The 19,462-nt window shown below is 64.6% G+C and carries 15 protein-coding genes; 10 read left to right on the forward strand and 5 right to left on the reverse strand.

Going from position 1 to position 19,462, the window contains the following annotated elements; genetic code table 11:
• Positions 1-118: 118 nt before the first annotated feature.
• Positions 119-1,465 (forward strand): 3-oxoacyl-ACP reductase, encoded by a 1,347-nt coding sequence (locus QMK32_RS04300; protein WP_283473255.1) that lies wholly within the window; start codon positions 119-121, stop codon positions 1,463-1,465.
• Positions 1,462-2,319 carry a MaoC/PaaZ C-terminal domain-containing protein gene (locus QMK32_RS04305; protein ID WP_283473256.1) on the forward strand — a complete coding sequence of 286 codons (858 nt, stop codon included), beginning with the start codon at positions 1,462-1,464 and terminating at the stop codon, positions 2,317-2,319. The genes QMK32_RS04300 and QMK32_RS04305 overlap by 4 nt, the downstream gene beginning before the upstream one ends.
• A 72-nt stretch (positions 2,320-2,391) precedes the next feature.
• Here QMK32_RS04305 and QMK32_RS04310 read toward each other — a convergent pair whose 3' ends face one another.
• Both QMK32_RS04310 and QMK32_RS04315 read right to left on the reverse strand, forming a co-directional pair.
• Positions 2,392-2,997 carry a TetR/AcrR family transcriptional regulator gene (locus tag QMK32_RS04310; protein WP_269301566.1) on the reverse strand — a complete coding sequence of 202 codons (606 nt, stop codon included), beginning with the start codon at positions 2,995-2,997 and terminating at the stop codon, positions 2,392-2,394.
• Positions 2,998-3,097: 100 nt separating this feature from the next.
• Positions 3,098-4,267, reverse strand: coding sequence for a glycoside hydrolase family 3 N-terminal domain-containing protein (locus QMK32_RS04315; protein ID WP_502943541.1), 1,170 nt, complete (start codon positions 4,265-4,267; stop codon positions 3,098-3,100).
• Positions 4,268-4,361: 94 nt separating this feature from the next.
• On the opposite strand from QMK32_RS04315, the gene QMK32_RS04320 reads away from it, so the two are divergent.
• The 3 genes from QMK32_RS04320 (at position 4,362) to QMK32_RS04330 (ending at position 9,375) form a co-directional block, all read left to right on the forward strand.
• Entirely contained in the window at positions 4,362-4,829 is a 468-nt protein-coding gene (locus QMK32_RS04320) for a universal stress protein (RefSeq protein ID WP_283473959.1), read from the forward strand.
• A gap of 102 nt (positions 4,830-4,931) precedes the next feature.
• The gene (locus tag QMK32_RS04325; protein ID WP_084347479.1) at positions 4,932-5,102 is read left to right on the forward strand and encodes a DUF2613 domain-containing protein; all 171 of its coding nucleotides are present in this window, start codon (positions 4,932-4,934) and stop codon (positions 5,100-5,102) included.
• The gene (locus QMK32_RS04330) at positions 5,083-9,375 is read left to right on the forward strand and encodes a DUF3367 domain-containing protein (RefSeq protein WP_283473262.1); all 4,293 of its coding nucleotides are present in this window, start codon (positions 5,083-5,085) and stop codon (positions 9,373-9,375) included. Before QMK32_RS04325 ends, QMK32_RS04330 begins: the two co-directional genes overlap by 20 nt.
• Here QMK32_RS04330 and QMK32_RS04335 read toward each other — a convergent pair.
• A complete protein-coding gene (locus tag QMK32_RS04335) occupies positions 9,356-10,486 on the reverse strand; it encodes an acyltransferase family protein (protein ID WP_283473264.1) in 1,131 nt (376 codons plus the stop codon). The genes QMK32_RS04330 and QMK32_RS04335 overlap by 20 nt on opposite strands.
• A gap of 206 nt (positions 10,487-10,692) precedes the next feature.
• On the opposite strand from QMK32_RS04335, the gene pgfA reads away from it, so the two are divergent.
• Positions 10,693-11,817 carry a cell envelope lipid trafficking protein PgfA gene (gene pgfA / locus QMK32_RS04340; protein ID WP_283473266.1) on the forward strand — a complete coding sequence of 375 codons (1,125 nt, stop codon included), beginning with the start codon at positions 10,693-10,695 and terminating at the stop codon, positions 11,815-11,817.
• A gap of 69 nt (positions 11,818-11,886) precedes the next feature.
• Here the strand turns inward: pgfA and QMK32_RS04345 are convergent, their stop codons facing one another.
• Positions 11,887-13,068, reverse strand: coding sequence for a polysaccharide biosynthesis protein (locus QMK32_RS04345; RefSeq protein ID WP_283473267.1), 1,182 nt, complete (start codon positions 13,066-13,068; stop codon positions 11,887-11,889).
• A gap of 85 nt (positions 13,069-13,153) precedes the next feature.
• On the opposite strand from QMK32_RS04345, the gene QMK32_RS04350 reads away from it, so the two are divergent.
• Positions 13,154-14,788, forward strand: coding sequence for an MmpA family trehalose lipid delivery protein (locus QMK32_RS04350; protein ID WP_502943542.1), 1,635 nt, complete (start codon positions 13,154-13,156; stop codon positions 14,786-14,788).
• Here QMK32_RS04350 and QMK32_RS04355 read toward each other — a convergent pair.
• Positions 14,747-15,949 (reverse strand): glycosyltransferase family 4 protein, encoded by a 1,203-nt coding sequence (locus tag QMK32_RS04355; RefSeq protein WP_283473269.1) that lies wholly within the window; start codon positions 15,947-15,949, stop codon positions 14,747-14,749. The two genes, QMK32_RS04350 and QMK32_RS04355, sit on opposite strands and share 42 nt — an antisense overlap.
• 107 nt (positions 15,950-16,056) lie before the next feature.
• Between QMK32_RS04355 and QMK32_RS04360 the strand changes: the two genes are divergently transcribed.
• From QMK32_RS04360 to QMK32_RS04370, 3 genes are all read left to right on the forward strand, one after another.
• Positions 16,057-16,869 (forward strand): class I SAM-dependent methyltransferase, encoded by an 813-nt coding sequence (locus QMK32_RS04360; RefSeq protein ID WP_283473270.1) that lies wholly within the window; start codon positions 16,057-16,059, stop codon positions 16,867-16,869.
• A gap of 16 nt (positions 16,870-16,885) precedes the next feature.
• Positions 16,886-17,773, forward strand: a complete 888-nt coding sequence (locus QMK32_RS04365; RefSeq protein WP_283473272.1) for an ROK family protein — start codon at positions 16,886-16,888, stop codon at positions 17,771-17,773.
• A 71-nt stretch (positions 17,774-17,844) separates the two neighbouring features.
• Entirely contained in the window at positions 17,845-19,302 is a 1,458-nt protein-coding gene (locus QMK32_RS04370) for an aldehyde dehydrogenase (RefSeq protein WP_283473273.1), read from the forward strand.
• Positions 19,303-19,462: the final 160 nt, after the last annotated feature.

The following is a 19,462-nucleotide window of genomic DNA, read 5'->3' on the forward strand; positions in this document are numbered from 1 at the left end:
ATCTTACTGGCGAGTAAGTTGGTTGTCGACACCCGGTCGTGCGCTTCGCGCCCGTGCGTGCGCCCATCATCGAGCGTGCACGCGGGACTACGAAGGCGCCAAGTGAAAGGTAGGACAAGTGGCAGCCACCAAGGGAGCCCCAGACCTCTACTCAACGTTCTTGGCGTCCGCGCCTGGAGCATTCATCGCCAAGCAGGCAGGTCTGCCGCAGCCCGAGAAGCTGCGTCGGTACAAGGCAGGCGAACCGCCCCTGGCAGGACCCGTCCTCATCGGCGGCAACGGCCGACTCGTCGAGCCACTGCGCGAACTCCTCTCCGACTACCCGCAGTCACAGGTGAACGACGCCAAGTACGGCGCGCTGGTCTTCGACGCCACCGGCATCGGTAACGTCGCCGAGCTCGAGCAGCTCTTCCAGTTCTTCCAGCCCGTCATCCGCGACCTCGCGCCTTCGGCGCGCGTCGTAGTCATCGGTACGACACCGGAGAAGACGGCAAGCGTCGACGAGCACATCGCCCAGCGCGCCCTCGAAGGCTTCACCCGCAGCGTCGGCAAAGAGGTCAAGCGCGGCGCGACGGCTCAGCTGGTCTACATCTCACCCGACGCATCGACCGGGCTTTCCGGACTCGAATCCACCCTGCGTTTCCTGCTGTCCGCCAAGTCGGCTTTCGTCGACGGGCAGGTCATCGTCGTCGGCGACGCCGATTCCACCGCACCCGCATCCTGGGACAAGCCGCTGGCCGGCAAGGTCGCAGTAGTCACCGGCGCAGCCCGCGGCATCGGTGCCACCATCGCCGAGGTACTGGCGCGCGACGGTGCACACGTCATCGCAGCAGACATCCCCGCCGCAGGTGAGGCATTGTCCGAGACCGCCAACAAGGTCGGCGGCACCTCGCTGGCACTCGACGTCACCACACCCGACGCCGCCGAGGTGCTCGCCAAGCATCTCCTCGAGCGTCACGGCGGCGCCGACATCATCGTTCACAACGCCGGCATCACCCGCGACAAGACGCTCGCCAACATGGACGAGAGTCGCTGGAACTCTGTCATCGGCGTGAACCTGGCTGCGCCACAGCGCATCACCGACCATCTGGTGAAGGTCGGCGCACTCAAGGAAGGCGGACGCGTCGTCGACGTCTCCTCCATCGCAGGCATCGCCGGCAACCGCGGCCAGACCAACTACGGCACGTCCAAGGCAGGCGTCATCGGCCTCGTCCAGGCTTCCGCCCCCGTTCTCGCCGCCAAGTCGATCACCATCAATGCCGTCGCACCCGGATTCATCGAGACCGCGATGACCGCCGCCATTCCCTTCGCCACCCGCGAGGCCGGGCGACGGATGAGCTCGCTTCTCCAGGGTGGGCAGACCGTCGACGTCGCAGAACTGGTGTCGTACTTCGCTTCTCCCGCGTCAAACGCCGTCACCGGGCAGATCGTCCGCGTCTGCGGTCAGAGCCTCCTCGGCGCATGAGCGTCGTCAAGCTCTCGGAGCAGCCCAAGATTTCGGAAATCTACACCGCGGCCGCACGTGGTGCGCTGCCGTTCCTCGGGTCGAAGTCGTCTTCGGTGCCGTCCACCCAGTTCGAGCTCCGTGGACTGAGGGTCGATCCCGACAATCTCGCCGGTTACTGCAAGGCCACCGGTATACGCTTTGGTGACATCCTGCCCATCACGTATCCGTTCACGCTCGTCTTCCCGACGGTCATGAAATTGATGGTGTCCAAGGGCTTTCCGTTCGCGGCGATCGGTTCTGTGCATGCGGAGAACGTGATCGAGTCGTTCCGGCCGATCTCCGTCTCGGAGCCACTGGACGTTCGAGTGCACGCGGAGAACCTGCGCGAGCACCGCAAGGGTCTGCTGGTCGATCTGATCAGCGAAGTAAGCGTCGGTCGCGAACTCGTCTGGAGGCAGACCTCGAGCTTCCTGAGCTTGCAGAAGACCTCGCTGTCCGGCGAACTCCGCGAAGCCCCGCCTGCCGACGAGGTACCACCGCCCCCGACGCGGACCCTTCGAGTCGATCAGAAGACGATCAGCAAGTATGCGTCGATATCGGGTGATCGCAATCCGATCCACGTATCCACGCTCGGCGCAAAGGCATTCGGCTTTCCGAAGACCATCGCGCATGGAATGTGGAGCGCGGCTGCAGCATTGCAGATCATCGAGGGCCGAATTCCCGAGAACGTCACCTACAGCGTGCGGTTCGGCAAGCCGATCGTGCTGCCCGCAACCTTGAACCTGTATGCCGAGTCCGTCGGTACAGGCTGGGATCTGTCGTTACTGAACCCCAAGAAGGGGTACCCGCACCTCACCGCGACGCTGCGGTAACCGAATCAGCCCCTACGTGAGCGCACGTAGGGGCTGATTCATGTGCAAGCTTTCATACACACAGCGCAGGTCCTATGCGTTGGTAGCGGACTTCTTACCTGCCAGACCTCGCCATGCGAGGTTCTCGAGCAGATCGGCAGCCGCGTCGACCTCGATCTCACCGCCGGCGACACGATCGGCCACAGCCTCACCCGCGCCCACCAACGCAACTGCCATCAACGTGTAGTTCTGGCCCTCGTCCGGATCCTTCGTACTCATCTCCAGCAGACCCGCCGTCAGCTCGATCAGTCGATCTCGACTGGTCTGCACCTGCGAAGCGAAGGCAGTCTGACCGATCGCCTGCCGATAAAGCACCATCCAGGACTTCCGGTGATCGCCGACGAAACCGAGAAACCCGAGCAATGCGCGACGCAGTTGCTCGCGCGGTGTCAGCGTCGGATCTGCGGCCGGAGTCATCGCCTCGACGAATTTGACGCCTTCGCGATGGATACACGCGGCGAACAGTTCGTCTTTCGACCCGTAGTAGAGGTAGAGCATGGGCTTCGAAATCGATGCCCTCTTTGCAATCGCATCCATCGATGTTTCATGGAAGCCGTTTTCGGAGAACACATCCACTGCCGCATCGAGCATCTGCTGCTCACGGACGGCGCGGGGCAATCGCTTGGTGCCGCCAGCCATGTGTCCTCCAAACCAAGGTCGAAGCAGGGTCGAACAAACAAAGGTAGAACCACTGATCTTACTCCACAGTAAGAATGGCTGCGTCGCTTCTGTCGTCAAGCTAGCAGGCGCCCTTGAACCGTGCGACCGTGGCTGCAGACGCGTCGACCTGCGGTGCAGGCAATCTTCCCGTGGCAACCGCATTCTCCAGATTGTCCAGAACCTGAGGCACGTCGTCAGTGGTCAGCCACAGCGCGATATCTGCGCCCGCGACCAGTGCCGCCTCGACGGCCGCCACGATACCGAGCCTGTCGGTGATCGCAGCCATGCCGGAAAGATCGTCGGTGAAAATCGGCCCGGTGAACGAGCTCGCGCCGTAACCGACACCGTCGCGTAGCAGTGCCATCGCTGCAGGGCTGATACTTGCAGGCACACCAGGATCGGTCAGCCCCGGCACATCCAGATGGCCGACCATGATGCCGACGCCGGTCTGCGAGAGTGCCGTGTACGGAAGGAGATCGGACTGCCGCAGCTGATCGAGCGGAGGCGTCGTCACTTCGCCGGTGTGCGAATCGCCGGAACCGGACCCATGCCCGGGAAAGTGCTTGAGGACAGGCGAAACTCCGGCATCACGGAGGCCCTGAGCGTAAGCGCCCGCATACGCGATCACCTCGTTCGGATCGGAAGAATACGACCGATCTCCGATCACCGAGTCGTCCGGCTGATTACTGACATCGACCACCGGTGCGTAATCGACGGTGACGCCGAGGTCCTTCAGACCACGCCCCCGTTCGAGCGCCATGCGATAGGTCTCGTCCACCGACATCGTGCGGGCAGTCTCGCGTGCGGACGGATCGCTTCCCAACAGATCCTCGACCCGTGAGACTCGACCTCCTTCTTCGTCGATGGTCACCATCGGCGGGACGGCAGCGGCAGAAGCGATCCGGGGCACCTCACGGTTCGCCAGCGTCTGCGAATCCGTCCAGCTTCCGATGAAGATGCCGCCGACCTGCTCCGTCGCCACGATGTTCACCGCGTCGTCGGTGCCGGTGACCCCGACTGTCAGTAGTTGCGCGAGGCGCTGCCGCTCGGTCAAGGACCCGACGAACGCCGCACAGGGATCAGGCGGCGGCGCAGGCGTCGTGGCCTCCGGCGACACCGATGTGCCGGACGGTGCAGCTGTGACGGACGGTGCCGCTACAGGCTCCGGTTCCGCGGCGGTTCCGCAACCAGCGGTGAAACCGACCCCCAATACCAACATAGCGATGGGCACGGGCGAGCGGAACTTCATCATGGTTCTTTACGGTAGCCGAGGTGGCCGTAGCGCCGCGATCAGCGACCTCGACGCGATAGCCTTCGTACACGAGCTCACCAGGAGGAGAAGGATGCCTGCAGATCTGATACTCATCGCGTACGACGGCTCGGACAACGCCAAACGAGCCATCGATTACGCCGGCCGCTTTCTCATGACGAAGCGAGCCATCGTCGTCACCGCGTGGGAGCCGATGGTTCGCCAAGCGGCACGCATGTCCGGCCTTTCCGGCGTCATGCAACCCGAATGGGTAGCCGACGACGAAACCGAGGACGTGGCACTGACCGACGCAAAAGCCATCAACGACGAGGGCGTTCGACTAGCCGGTGAAGCCGGGCTCGAAGTGGAGGGGCACTGCGCCGAATGCACGACGGCCATCTGGAGCGCCATCGTGGAGAAAGCCGACGATCTCGACGTGGACATCATCGTCACCGGAACCCGCGGCACCACGGGCCTTCGTTCGTTGCTCCAGAGTTCGGTGGCAGATCATGTGCTGCGCCACAGTCATCGGCCGGTCCTGATAGTTCCACCCGGTAAGTAACCACGTGTGCGTCCCAGCACCGTGGCCATCGGGTGATACCTTTAGCGGCGCACGGGGGAAAGTCGCCGTCATTGATGCCTGCCGACGAAAGTGGAGACCGAGATGAAGTTTGCTGTCCCGGGAATTGTTGCTGCAGTAGTCGGCGCTGTATTGGGCGCCGGTGTCGTGTTCGGGGTGACTGCGGCAGCATCGGACAACACTCGTCCCGAGATCGACCGCACCGGCAACGCCGACTCGTCGCTGCTCAATCAGGTTGAGTACGGCAGCCGCTGACACTGCTGGAACGATCTCGTCCGAGCGATTCGGACGTAAGTGGCTGCTCGGGGTCTCCGCTCTAGCGTTTCTCGTTTCGTTCCTGCAGATCCCCGGCTACACGGTCGCGGATACTAAGTACGATCTCTCCCAGAATCCGCTGGGATTTCTTGCGCGCGCCTCACACCAGTGGACGAGCCAAGCGTCCCTCGGTCAGGTGCAGAACCAGGCCTACGGATACTTCTTCCCACATGGCGCCTTCTTTGCGCTCGGTGACATTCTCGCGATTCCGCCGTGGATAACCCAGCGCATCTGGTGGGCGCTGCTGTTGATCGCCGGATTCTGGGGAATCATTCGATTGGCCGAAGCACTGGGAATCGGCTCTCGTAGCTCACGGCTCATCGCCGCATTCGCATTCGCTCTGTCCCCACGCGTCATCACCACTCTCGCCTCGATCTCGTCCGAGACGATGCCGATGATGCTGGCGCCGTGGGTATTGATTCCCGTGGTGCGCGCTTTCAGCCGAAGCGGCTCCGACGCAACAAGATCGAACGGCCCGTGGGGCGGACCCCGAAGCCTTGTGGCGCAATCCGCATGTGCCGTCGCATTGATGGGTGCCGTCAACGCCGTCGCGACGGCCGCCGCCTGCCTCGTCGCGGTGATCTGGTTACTGTGCCACCGACCGAACCGGGCGTGGGCCGTATTCGCCGCCTGGTGGGTGAGCTTCGGTGTCCTCGCCACCCTCTGGTGGATCGTTCCGCTACTCCTTCTCGGGCGCGTGAGCCCACCGTTCCTCGACTACATCGAATCCTCCGGAACCACGACGCAGTGGGCCTCGCTCGCCGAGATCCTCCGCGGTACCAGCAGTTGGACACCGTTCGTCTCCCCGGAGCGCGTGGCGGGCGCCATCCTGGTCACCCAACCGGCCGCCGTCATCGCGACCGGCGTCATCGCGGCTGCCGGAATGGCCGGCCTCGCGATGCGCACGATGCCGGCCCGTGGGCGCCTGACAGTGGTACTGCTGGTCGGCATAGTAGGGCTCACAGCCGGCTACGTCGGCGATCTGAGTTCCCCCTTCGCCGATAACGTGCGCCTGTTCCTCGACACCGCAGGCGCCCCACTGCGCAACGTGCACAAGCTCGAGCCCCTCATCCGAATACCGTTGGTGCTCGGGCTCGCTCATCTCCTCTCCAGGGTGCCCCTCCCCGGATCGGTACCTGCCGCCCGATGGCGACAGGCAATAGCCCATCCCGAACGCGACAAGATGGTGGCCGTCGCCGGGCTGGTGCTGGTCGGTTTGACCTTCTCCACCTCACTCGCCTGGACCGGCAAACTCGCGCCCCGCGGCGCCTACGAAGCCATCCCCGAATACTGGCACGACGCGGCCGACTGGCTCACCGAACACGCGTCGGGCTCCTCCCCCGACGGTTCGGACGCTCAGCGCGCCCTCGTCGTCCCCGGTGCACCGTTCGCCCTCCAGACGTGGGGCCTGACTCGCGACGAACCACTCCAAGCCCTTGCCACGACGCCATGGGCTGTGCGCGACGCAGTCCCGCTGACTCCGCCCGGAGCTATCCGCGCACTCGATTCCGTGCAGCGACTCATCGCGGACGGCCGTCCATCCGCCGGGCTTGCCGATACCCTTCTGGGCCAGGGGATCAGCTACGTGGTGGTGCGAAACGATCTCGATCCGGAGACGTCGCGCTCCACGCGGCCGGTGCAGGTCCACAGCGCTCTCGACGGCTCACCGGGCCTGACTCGTGTCGCCCAGTTCGGTGAGGACATCGCCCCGGGCACCGTGGACGGCATCACCATCGACGGTGATCTGCGGCCGCCGTACCCTGCCGTCGAAATTTACGAGGTCGAAAACCCAACCGCCATAACGGCATCCGGGCCGTACATGGTCGACTTGGATCGCGTTCCCTTCGTTCAGGGCGGGCCGGAGTCGATAGCGCGTCTGAACGAGCAGCGCCGAAACGGTGTGTCGGACCCAGTGCCCGCGGGACCTCTCATCCTGGCCTCGGACGCGGTGGCGGCTGGGATACCGGTGGACAAGGTCACCGTGACCGACACTCCGATGAATCGGGAGACCGACTACGGTCAGGTCGATTACCACAGCTCCGCGCTGCGTTCGAGCGAGGAACCACGAAGATCACTCAATGCCGTGCCCGACTATCCGGTGTACGGCGCCGCTACGGTCGACGGCGAGTGGGAGGGCGCTCGCATCACCGCATCGAGTTCGGCATCGGATTCGACGCAAATCGGCGGAACGGCCCCAGGCAGTGGCGTCGCAGCAGTCGTCGACGGCGATCTGGCGACGAGCTGGGTATCCAACGGCATCGAAAACGCACTGGGACAATGGCTTCAACTCGACTTCGACGCTTCGGTCAACCAAGGATTGCTGCATCTGCGTACCAGTCCGGGGACGATCGGGGATCCGGTCAAGTGGCTCGAGATCACCACTCCCAACGGCAGTACCGCGGCGCGAATAGACAAGCCCGGAGAGCCGCTGACGGTGTCACTGCCCGGTGGTTCGGCGCCGTGGGTGCGCATCACCGCCAAGTCGACGGTGGACGGCACCAGCGGAAGCCAGTTCGGGATCAGCGAACTCTCCGTCGATGACTACTCCAATCGTGATGCGCCGCAGCAGATATCGATCGTGCACAGTGCGGTACTTCCACCCGTCACTGCTGACGCCGACGTGCAGGGTTGGGAACTGGGCCAGGAATTCCCCGGCCGCACCGGGTGCATCGACACCACGGATCGAATCCGCTGCAGCAGCGGATTGTCCCTCCCGCCTGAGGAACTCGGACGCTTCTCCCGCACCCTGTCGGTACCGATGGGCACTGCGGTACTGCCCGAGCTGACGCTGCGAACCAGGCAGAGCCCCGAACTCGAATCTCTCCTCTCGCAGCCCGGTCGCCCGGTGGCCACCGCAGCCTCGGACGTCGGCGATCTCCGCGGCTCGGCATTCGCCGTCACCGACGGTGACGACAGAACCTCGTGGACCGCGCCCACCAAGAGCATCGAGAAGCAAGCGGGCACGCAGCCCACCCTGACGGTGAATCTTCCCGAACCCACGCTGGTCGACGGTCTCACCCTGTCCCCCAGCCTGGGTGATCTACCTGCGCACCCGACGAGGGTCGCGGTGAACCTGGGTGATGGACCGATGGTCCGTGACATCGACGGCACCACCACGGTCGAGCTGACCCCGCGTGTGACAGACCGGATCGTCATCTCGATTGTCGACTGGGATGACGTGCTGGACAAGAACTCTCTCGGCTTCGTGCTGCCGGCGCCTCCCGGTCTGGCCGAGGTGAACGTACTGTCCGGTGGCACGGTGCTGGGCGGCGCACTCGACGAAAACCGGATAGTCACTGTCGGCTGCGACCGTGGCCCGATCCTCTCGATCGCCGGACAGACCGTGCGTGCATCGGTGACCGCAACCGTCGATACCTTCCGATCGGGCGAACCACTGAAGGCGACGCTGTGTGAGGGGATATTCCCGGTGGAGACCGATGCCCTCAACCCGATTGCCCTTCCGTCGGGTAGGCAGGATGTCGTCGTGGATCCGGGCGCCGCATTCTTCGTCGACGGAATGCGATTGCGTACCATGCCCGTTCCCGCTATGAGCGCGACGAGTTCTTCACCCGTCAGCGCCGACACGACCGCCTGGACGTCGGACCATCGCGAAATCGAGGTATCGGGCCGCGACACCGATCAACTTCTCGTCGTACCGGAGAGCAACAATTCCGGTTGGCACGCAACATCTCCCGATGGCACTGCGCTGACACCGATCACCGTGAACGGTTGGCAGCAGGGATGGGTGATCCCGGCAGGTGTCGACGGGACCGTCGTACTCGATTATCCGAGCAACACGTGGTATCGACTCGGCATCTTCGGCGGACTACTCCTGCTGATCCCGTTGGCATTGCTCGCCTTCCGCTCCGGCCCACGCCGGACTGGTCCGCCGCCGCGGCCCTGGAACCGGTCGATCGTAGGCGTGATCGCGCTCATAGCCGCCGCGATCGTCATCGCCGGCATCACCGGAGCCGTCGTGGCCGTCGCCCTCTGGATCGGCACCGTGGTACTCCAACGGCGGTACGGCACCACCGTCGCAGCTCGGGTGCTGGTGTCCACCGCGGGCATCGGTACGTCGATCGCCATGGCATTGCTCTCACGCGGGCCGTGGCGATCACCGGAGGGCTATATCGGCCACGCCTACCTGGTGCAGTTCGCCGCACTCGTCGCGGTACTGGCGCTCGCCGTGGCCGTCACTGCCGAGAACGACTGAACCGTTTCCGCATCGGATCCTCTACCAGCGCATAACTCGCGGCCGCGACAGGAATCGACAGTGCCACCGTCATACACAGGACGAGCCAGAAATGGCCCTGGAACGGCGCGACGCCGAAGACCGGGAACACCATGGCGAGCACCGCCAGATGCCAGATGAAGATGCCGTACGACCATCGGCCCAACGCCAGCATCACCGGATGCTCCAGAACTCGGTGATGCCGATGGTCGTCGGCGAGCACGAGTGGGGCCAACAGCGCGAAGGCGAGTACCGCGCCGAGCACGATTTTCACTTCGTACTGCCACGGCTCGGGCCGAACGAGTCCCTGGGGTCCGGCGAGCGGCGTCGCGGACAATGCGAAGGCGAGCACAGCAATAGCACCGACGATGCGCCGGTGCGAGCACAGTCGGTGCACCCAGGTGATGGGTCCGACGGAAATCTCGGCGAGCACCATGCCCGCCGCGAACCACGGGATGTAGCCGGGAAGCCAGTTGTCGTGATGGGTGTTCGGGGCTGTTGCGATCGGCAGGAAAGCCCAACTCAGACTGATCGCCGAGACCACGGCAAGCACCGGAATGCGAAGACGTGCCGCCGAACCCCTGAGTTTCACCATCACGAAGGCAGCAAGCGGTAGCAGCAGATAGAACGCCACTTCCACGGACAGACTCCACATCTGCGTCATGCCCTCGGTCAACGTGAGGGGCACGAATACCTGCGTCAGCGACAGGTTGGCCATCCAGACTCGGTAGTCACCGCCTGCACCGGGGAGAAAGAGCAGCACGAGCACCACCACCACCCAGTACGCGGGCACGATGCGAAGGACACGAGAGTAGAAGTACCGTCCCGCAGACTGTGCACGACCGATCCCACGTGCCTGCGCGGCATGTGGACGCCACAGCAGAAATCCCGACAGGGCGAAGAATATGGCGACCGTGAGATCGAACCGGCCCCAGATCCGTCCCATGACGGGCGAACTCGCAGCACCGGTTTGGAACGCGACGTGCGTGACGATGATGCCGATGGCCGCAAACGCGCGCATCCCCTCGAGCGAAGGGATGAACCCGCGCAGCGGCACGACGGCTCGCGAGAGGGCCTCGGTCGTTGTGCTCATGATCGGACCAGTGAATCATTCCAGGTGACCCGAGCGCGAAAGTCGACCGTCATCGGGCGTGCCCGCGCCCGCAATGTCGCATCACTGTTACTCTCACCACCGACGTGGCGGTCCAATCGGACACTCCAGGTCGGGGGGAATTACACACCTCGATCTGTCGGGGGTGGAAAATGGCACGCCGAGAAAACGACTAAGGAGATTCTCACATGGCGGAGCGCTCAGGGCCGAGCCGGATCGTTGCCCTTGTACTCATCGGTTTGGGCGCTTTCCTGTTGGTAGCGGCCATCTTGATTCCGACGTACACGGTGTCACGTCTGGAAAAAACGCCACTAGATCTAGAGGTCACCACGATCTCGACCGGAACCGGCAGCGTACTCAATTCGGCGTCACTGGCAGCAGGTCGCGCCGTCGTCGACCAGAATGTTCCGTTGGTATCACAGCGCTTCGTCACCGTCGAGGATCCTTCGGGCGCAGACGAGATCACCGTGCAGGCCGGGCAGACTCTGATCCGCAGCGACAAGCAGGGCGAGAGCGGCCTGCTCACCGCAAGCGTCGACCGTGTGACCCTCGACCGCGTCAGCTCGATGCCCGTCGAGAACCCGGTCGGGACCATCCAGTTGCAGTCCGACAAGCCTGCAGAAGAAGTTCCGCACACCGGTCTGCAGTACAAGTTCCCGTTCAACACCGAACAGAAGAGCTACCCGTACTTCGACGTCAATGCCCGTGAATCGAAGGACATCGACTTCGTCGAAGAGACCGAGATCAACGGCACCACGGTCTACAAGTTCGAGCAGCAGGTCGGCCCCGTCGACTTGTCGTCGGTAGTGAACCTCCCCACCAACAAGGTCACCCTGCCTGCCGCCACCTGGGGCGTCGAAGGCGGAGACGCACCGGTCACGATGACTCGCTGGTACGAGAACACACGAACCCTGTACATCGAGCCCGAAACCGGCGTTGTCGTCAAGGGTGCAGAGGATATTCACCAGTACTACTCGCGCACTGCAGGCACCGCCGAGGTCGAGGTTCTGAAGGCACCGATCGAGTTCGACGAGAACACCATCGAATACCAGATCCAGCAGGCCAAGGACGGCATGGACCAGCTCTCGTTGGTCGGACGCACAGTCCCGATCGTTCTCGGCATCCTCGGTGTCATCGCACTGATCGCCGGCATCCTCCTCGGACTCCGTAACGGCGGACCGCGTCAGCCTGCACGCACCGGTGGGCCACAGCACACCGACGGTGGCGGCGCCGCTCCCACCGAGCCCCGCAATCGTGACTGGACGACGGATCAAACCGAGGTCATCCCGCGTACCAACCTCGCGAAAGAGTAAAAGCTTTCACCGCAGATGAGCGGAAGTACGGCCTCCCCGGCCGTACTTCCGCTCATCTTTTTTGTGTGCTCAAGCACGTGAAGTGCTCAGGGCGAATCCGCTGACCACCGCAGCACAGACGGCAGCAACCGACGCCGCGACGATGACGAACTGCAGCGGCGTCGCTGCGACGAAGAACAACAGCACCACTTCGACGGCCAAACCGATCCACGCAACGATGGCGAGCTGTGTCCTCTCACCGGCGATCGCCCACAACAGTCCGCTCTGCAGCAGCGCCAGACATGCACCCTGCAGCGCAAAGATCCAAAGATGGCCCTGCACAGGCGCATAACCTTCACCGGCGATCGACGGCAGCAGCGGCGCTGCCAGCGCAGCACCGAGAACCAACACGGCCCCGATCGCAGCCACGACTGCCAATGCCGATCGGACGGCTTTCGCAGATTCTGCTGGATTCGCCATCCGCGGATAGAGAACCACTCCCACAGCCTGCGGAAGCCAGAACGCAGCTTTGGTAGCCACTGCGCCGAGCGCATACAAACCTGCCTGCTCCGCACTCAACACCGCGGCCGCTATCACCAGATCGAGCGCAGAGAGGCCGATGAGCGCCAGCTGCACCTGCGATGCCCGCAGTACCGTGCCGACGGTCAGCGTGGAACGTACCGCATCGCCCCCTCGTGTCGCACTCGCGATCCTCGCCCCGACAGCGACCGCTGCTGTCCCGACGGCGCTGGCGGCCAACACAATTCCGGGCCCACCGCCCACTGCGAGCACAACGACGGCAGGGATCACCTTGCCGAACCCGGCGGCGGCAAGGACAGCACCGAGTCGGCCGAACTGTCCGGACCCTTGCAGCAGACCCTGTTCCGTCGCGAGCAGCACGAGCACCGGCGCCACGACGAGTGCTGACACCGTTGCCAGCATTCCGGTACCGAGCACGACGGCCACCACCGGTGCCAACGCCAACGCAAGAATTGCGACCACCCCGGCACACCGGTAGCCGAGCTTTCTGAGTTCGACGGTGCCACGTCCGTGCGCTACTTCACGAGCGACGACGGACTGCAATGCCAGCGCCGGGACAGCGAGAACGAGTTGAGCAGCAAGCAGACTCGCGAACTCGCCGTACCCCTCGACGCCGAGAAATCGACTGGCGGGCAGATGCAGAAGGTACGACGCAGCATTGGCCGTCATCGAACCAACCGTCACCAGCGTCATCCCAGTGAGCGCCGACGTACTTGCAGTGCGGTTCGGCATGGGAACACGGTATAGGGTGCCGAGAGTGTCGTGGACGCAGCGCAGTCGAACCGCGGCACCGGCCGTGTGGAGCTTCGTTCTGGCGATGATCGTCCTGGGCCCGCTCTGGGGGAACGGCTATCTACTGCTTCGCGACGCGGTCAGCACCCCTCGGTCCTACTTCACCGATTCCGCGCTCGGCACCACCGACGCTGCCGCCCGTGCGGTCCCCCAGGACGGTGTCGTCGCCGCGTTGTCCATCGCTTTCGACGGCGGACTCGTGGTCAAGACGATTCTCACACTGGCACTGTGGTTAGCCGGTTGGGGTGCCGCGGTGATGGTCCGCCGGTTACTGCCGACCGTGACGACGCCTGCGTTGCTCACCGCCGCGACCGTGGCCATCTGGAATCCCTACGTGGCCGAGCGATTGCTGCAGGGGCACTGGAGTCTGCTCGTCGGCTATGCCGCGCTTCCGTGGACGGTGACCGCAGCGATGACGCTGCGTCAGACGGGACGGTGGCAAGGACTGGCAGTCTGCCTCGCCGCTGCAGGGCTCACGCCCACGGGAGCGATCCTTGCGGCCGTCACCGCCCTCGTCGTCGTTGCGCTGCCCTCCGGAATGCAGCGCTCCCGGCGGGTACTGCTGACTGCCTTGCTTGCGCTGGCCGCCTCCTCGCCCTGGCTGGTGGCCACCGCAGTATCGGGTGGCGGAACCCTCGGAACCGACCCGGCAGGCGTCGGCGCCTTCGCCGCCCGGGCCGAACCCGGCCTCGGCACACTTGCCAGCCTGGCAGGCCTCGGAGGCATCTGGAACGCCGACGCAGTCCCCGCCACCCGCACGACGCACTTCGCCGTCCTCGGAACACTTCTGCTGCTTGCCGTCGTCGCACTCGGGTTGCGACCGCTGTGGCGTCGACGCAAAAACCCGATCTTCACCGCCCTCGCCGTCATGGCCGTCCTCGCCGTCGTCACGCCCGCGCTCGGTGCGACCGGAATCGGCCTCCGCGTCGGCGAGTGGGCAGCGCAGGACATCCCGGGTGCTGGCCTGCTGCGTGACAGTCAGAAATTTCTCGCACTGGCGATGCCGTTCTACGTGCTCGCCGTCGCCGCCGGAGTCACGTGGCTCGGAGCGCGAATCCGTATGCCGCGGGTCCCTGCCGTAGCAGCCATAGCAGCGCTGCTGCTGGCGCTACCGGATCTGACGTGGGGAATATCGGGCACGCTCACCCCCGTCGAATATCCGAAGTCGTGGAACGCCGTCGCCGAAGAACTCCAGGGTCGCGACGGGGATGTGGCGGTGCTGCCGGCAGGAATCTTCCGAATCTTCCCCTACAGCGGCGACGCGCCGGTCCTCGATCCCGCACCGCGAATGTTACCGCTCGACGTCCTGCAGACCGGTGAACTGATCGTCGCAGGAGGGTCGGTTCGCGGCGAGGGCAGCCGCGCTTCCGCCGTCGAAAAAACGTTGCTCGACGGCGGATCGGCAGCCGAACTGGCAGAGCTGGGTGTCGGCTGGGTCCTCGTCGAGCGCACGACACCCGGACCACTCGGCGAGTCGGCGGACACCCTGGACCAACTCGAACGCGTCTACGCCGACGACGAATTGGCGTTGTACCAAGTTCCAGGCGCAATCGGAACCACCGAAGTCGGGCCCGTGTCGTATTGGATCGTCGTGGGCGCGCACCTGATGTGGGCCCTGTTACTGGTGGGCGGACTCTGCTGGGGCCTGCTGCGAAGATGACACGAGCCCGGAGACATGAGCGCCCAGTACCGACGCCGCCAGCACACTCTCCACACCCTGCGCGCACTGCTCCCACGAGAACTCGAGCGCGCGCACCCGAGCTTTCTCGCCCAGGTCGGCGCGGACATCGGCGTCGAGCAGCAGTTCCCCGATGGCATCGGTAAGGGCGGGCACGTCACGGTCATGCCCTTCGGAACCGACCAGCACTCCGGTCACGCCGTCGATGATCGAATCGGTCAGGCCCTTCGAACTGCGGTAGCCGACGGTCGGGACGCCGTGCTGAGCAGCTTCGACGACGGCGAGGCCCCACCCCTCCTTACGCGAGGGCATCACGTGCACCCAGGAGCGGCCGAGCAGTTCGTGTTTACGGTCTTCTTCGACGTGTCCGTGGAACGTGACAGCGTCTTCGATGCCGAGCTCACGCACACGCTCACGCAGGTTCTCTTCCCACCAGCCGCCACCGACGACGTCGAGATGCAGGTCCGGGAGCTGCTGTCGCAGGGTGGCCACGGCAGCGAGGGCATCCTCGATCTGCTTGTGCGGCACCAGCCGCGACAACACCGACAGCGACGGGTGCGAGGTTCTGGTGTGCACCCCACCGACCGACGCCGCCGGGGACGCGCCGTTTCGAACCACGGCAACCCGGTCGCGGTCGACTCCGAGTGCAACGAGCTCATCCGCCGAAGGCAACGACACCGTCAAATACTGATTACGCCGATGAACGCGCGGTGAGACCGTGCTCTCGAGCCACCAACCGAACTTGGCCATCAACGGGCCTGCCACCGGCCACTGCTCCCGATGACAATGGTGAACCAGCAACGTCACCGGCGCGCCCGCGACGAGACGCGAGAAGAAGGGAATGCCGTTCTGAGTGTCGACGACGGCATCCGGGTTGATCCCGCGCAAAGGCCCGAACCCGAGCCTGCCTGCAGCGATCGCAACGAGAGCCCTCGGATACACGCTCAATCGGCCACCACCGCGGCTGATCTGGATACCGTCGACCGTCTCCTGCGCCGGAGCACCCGGATACGACGCCGTCCGCAGTGTTACCCGCACTCCGCGTCGCGCCAGTCCGGCACCGACCTGCTCGAGGTAGCGCTCGCTGCCGCCGCCCTGGGGATGGCCCGTATCGCGCCAACAGAGCAAGAGCACCTCGCGCACAGCTGGCTCCCCCATCACGGCGTAATCGAATACGAACTTCCGACACCTTAACGGTTCACCCGCCCCGCGGCGTCGCGACAGGGTCCATTCCCCTACTCTTTTGCAACGTGCCACGTCCTCAGGGTCGATTCGCGAGCTCTCGCCGTGTCGAACGACCCGTAACCCGCTTCTTCGCCCAGCGCGCAACTCTTCGCCGATCGGTGAGCCTGCTTCGGGATTTCGGACACGAGCAGAGCGCGCCCGACATCTTCTACAGCGCCCTGGCCCGCGATTCCGTCGAACTCATCGGCGATCTATACCAGGGTCTGACCGGCGACAGTCTCGAAGATCGCATGGTCATGGACGTCGGCGGGGGACCCGGCTATTTCGCGGATGTCTTCCGCTCCAGCGGAGCCCGGTACATCCCCGTCGAGCCGGATCCGACGGAGATGCACGCCGCCGGTCTGACCGTGCACGGCAGCGTCCGCGGATCGGGAATGGCCCTGCCGTTTCGCGATGACAGCGTGGACGTGTGCTTTTCCTCGAACGTCGCCGAACACGTGCGTCATCCGTGGGTCATGGCCGAGGAAATGTTGCGTGTCACAAAACCCGGTGGGCTGATGGTCCTGTCGTACACGCTGTGGCGGGGACCGTTCGGCGGCCACGAAACCGGCCCCTGGCACTACTTCGGCGGCGAGTTCGCAGCCCGCAGATACCTCCGCAAGCATGGCCGCGAACCCAAGAATCGTTTCGGTGAATCACTGTTCGACGTCGGGGCATCGGAGGGACTGCGGTGGGCCCGCGAGACTACGCAGGGCACTGCGCTGGCCGCATTTCCGCGCTACCACCCGAAATGGGCATGGTGGATGATCCGTGTTCCGGTACTTCGCGAATTTCTTGCCAGCAACCTCGTCGTGGTCCTGCGCGCCGACGCACGCTGACAGTAGTTTGGGACATATGACAGCGTTGGCATTGGACATCGGGGGCACCAAGATCACTGCGGCGATCGTCGACGCCGACGGTAGACCCGGCGAGGCTCTCGTCGTTTCCACCCCGAAAGTCGATGTGTGGCAGGCCTGTTCCGAATTGCTCGACGCGGTCGCAGCGGGAACGGATATCGCCGCCATCGGTATTGCGTGCGCAGGCCCGGTCGACTTGGTCGCCGGGAGGGTCGCACCGATCAACATCGGCGAATGGAAGGGCGGTTTCGACCTCACCGGGGAAATCGTCAAGAAGTTCCCCGATGCCACGACGCGTCTGGCCGGTGACGGTGGGTGCGCGGCACTCGGCGAACATCGGTTCGGAGCCGCACAGGGCGTGGACAACCTCATCAGCGTCGTCGTCTCCACCGGCGTCGGAGGCGGTCTGGTGCTCGGCGGCGAGATCGTGCACGGCCGCAGCGGAAATGCGGGCCACATCGGCCACATCGTCGTTCCCGGCTCGACGGCCCCATGTACGTGCGGCGGTCTCGGATGTGTGGAAACCGTCTCGAGCGGGCCGTCCGCGGTCGGATGGGCGCAAGAACAAGGCTGGACCGGCACCACCGGCGCCGAGTTGGCCGAGGATGCCGCGAACGGAAACGTCGTAGCGGTGACGACATTGCAGCGCGCGGGCGTGGCGCTGGGTCAGGCAATCGCGTCGGCCGCTGCCCTGGTCGATGTCGAGCTCGTGGTCATCGGCGGAGGGTTCGCGCAGGCAGGCCCACCGCTGTGGGATCCGATTCAAGAGTCCGCCGCGCTGCATGCGCGGCTGAGGTTTCTCGACGGGCTCACGATCGTGCCGGCGAAACTGGGCGCGGTAGGGACGTTGACCGGGGCTGCGGTGCTTGCGGCCTCAGTCACCTGATCCAGCTGCTCTCGCAGATACGCATCGGTCGAATCCTTCCGCTTTACTGCAACGTGTTCTAGTCTCGTTCCATGACCGACTTCGCCAAGCTGTTCATCGGCGGGCACTGGACCGCACCGTCAACCGAGGAGACGCTCGACGTCTACTCACCCGCTACCGAGGAGCGCGTCGGGAGGACTCCCGTAGCCGCCCCCGCGGACATCGATGCGGCGGCACAGGCCGCGCGCACCGCCTTCGAGTCCGGGCCCTGGGCCCGGTCCTCCCCCGTAGAACGAGCACAGGTTCTCGCGAAATTCTCCAAGCTGATCGAGGAAAAAAGCGCCGAGCTCGCCGAGGTGATCTCCAGCGAAATGGGCGCCCCGCACGCGATGGTCGGGATGATCCAACAGACCCCTGCATTGGCTGCGCTCAACTACTACGTTTCGCTCGCCGAGACCTTCCCCTGGCAGGAAACCCGGCACGGCGCATTCGGCCAATCCAACATCACCCGCGAACCCGTCGGCGTCGTCGCTGCCGTCATTGCATGGAACGTCCCACTGTTCCTCGCGATCAACAAGTTGGCTCCTGCATTGCTGGCCGGCTGCTCGGTGCTCCTCAAGCCCGCTCCGGAAACACCCCTGTCTGCCAATCTCCTGGCCGACCTCCTGACCGAGGCCGGACTACCGGAAGGCGTACTCTCGGTACTTCCCGGTGGCGCCGAGACCGGCAAGTACCTCACCGCGCACCCGCTCGTCGACAAGGTCACCTTCACCGGCAGCACCGACGTCGGTCGCAGCATCGGCGCTACCGCCGCCCAACAGCTCAAACGATGCTCACTCGAACTCGGCGGCAAGTCCGCAGCAATCCTGCTCGAAGACGTCGACATCGCGTCGGCGATACCGATGCTGCTGCTGTCCGGGCTCCTGAACAGCGGGCAGGCCTGCGTTGCACAAACTCGAATCCTCGCCCCGCGCTCGCGATACGACGAGATCGTCGACGCCATGGTCGCGGGAGCCGGATGGATGAAGGTGGGCGATCCGACGGACCCCGCAACACAGCTCGGCCCCCTCATCTCGGAAAAGCAGCGCGACCGCGTCGAGGCGTACATCGCGAAGGGCAAAGAAGAAGGCGCGCGTCTCGTCCTCGGCGGCGGGCGTCCAGAAGGATTAGACAAAGGTTGGTACGTCGAACCGACCATTTTCGCCGATGTCGACAACTCGATGACGATCGCCCAGGAAGAGATCTTCGGACCGGTTCTCGCGGTCATTCCGTACGACTCCGAAGACGAAGCCATCAAGATCGCCAACGACTCCGACTACGGCCTCGCCGGTTCGATCTGGACCACCGACATCGAGCACGGCCTCGAGATCGCCGCACAGATCCGCACAGGTACGTCGGCGATCAACTGGTACGCATTCGACCCGAGCGCCCCGTTCGGTGGCTACAAGAACTCCGGCATCGGACGCGAAAGCGGCCCCGAGGGCCTCGAGGCGTACTGCGAACTCAAGTCGGTCCTCATGCCGCCGGGGTACGTAGCGCCAACGGCTTGATTTCCGCCGGCAGGGTTTCGACGTCTGATAATCCGCTCACCTAGTTGGAATTCGAACCGCCTGCAGGGGGTTCGAATTCCAACAGCGGGAGTAAATTTCGCCGCCGAAGGCCGCCGCTGAACCCACCCACACAAACGAAGCGGGGCTCACCCATAAAGGG

The sequence above is a fragment of the Rhodococcus sp. H29-C3 genome (genome assembly GCF_030063405.1).
GTDB lineage: Bacteria > Actinomycetota > Actinomycetes > Mycobacteriales > Mycobacteriaceae > Rhodococcoides.

Coding starts and splice junctions, on each gene's coding strand:
- pgfA (WP_283473266.1), top strand. CDS start 10,693: ATGGCGGAGCGCTCAGGGCCGAGCCGGATCGTTGCCCTTGTACTCATC.
- QMK32_RS04370 (WP_283473273.1), top strand. CDS start 17,845: ATGACCGACTTCGCCAAGCTGTTCATCGGCGGGCACTGGACCGCACCG.
- QMK32_RS04365 (WP_283473272.1), top strand. CDS start 16,886: ATGACAGCGTTGGCATTGGACATCGGGGGCACCAAGATCACTGCGGCG.
- QMK32_RS04345 (WP_283473267.1), bottom strand. CDS start 13,068: ATGCCGAACCGCACTGCAAGTACGTCGGCGCTCACTGGGATGACGCTG.
- QMK32_RS04350 (WP_502943542.1), top strand. CDS start 13,154: ATGATCGTCCTGGGCCCGCTCTGGGGGAACGGCTATCTACTGCTTCGC.
- QMK32_RS04325 (WP_084347479.1), top strand. CDS start 4,932: ATGAAGTTTGCTGTCCCGGGAATTGTTGCTGCAGTAGTCGGCGCTGTA.
- QMK32_RS04305 (WP_283473256.1), top strand. CDS start 1,462: ATGAGCGTCGTCAAGCTCTCGGAGCAGCCCAAGATTTCGGAAATCTAC.
- QMK32_RS04310 (WP_269301566.1), bottom strand. CDS start 2,997: ATGGCTGGCGGCACCAAGCGATTGCCCCGCGCCGTCCGTGAGCAGCAG.
- QMK32_RS04315 (WP_502943541.1), bottom strand. CDS start 4,267: ATGAAGTTCCGCTCGCCCGTGCCCATCGCTATGTTGGTATTGGGGGTC.
- QMK32_RS04335 (WP_283473264.1), bottom strand. CDS start 10,486: ATGAGCACAACGACCGAGGCCCTCTCGCGAGCCGTCGTGCCGCTGCGC.
- QMK32_RS04320 (WP_283473959.1), top strand. CDS start 4,362: ATGCCTGCAGATCTGATACTCATCGCGTACGACGGCTCGGACAACGCC.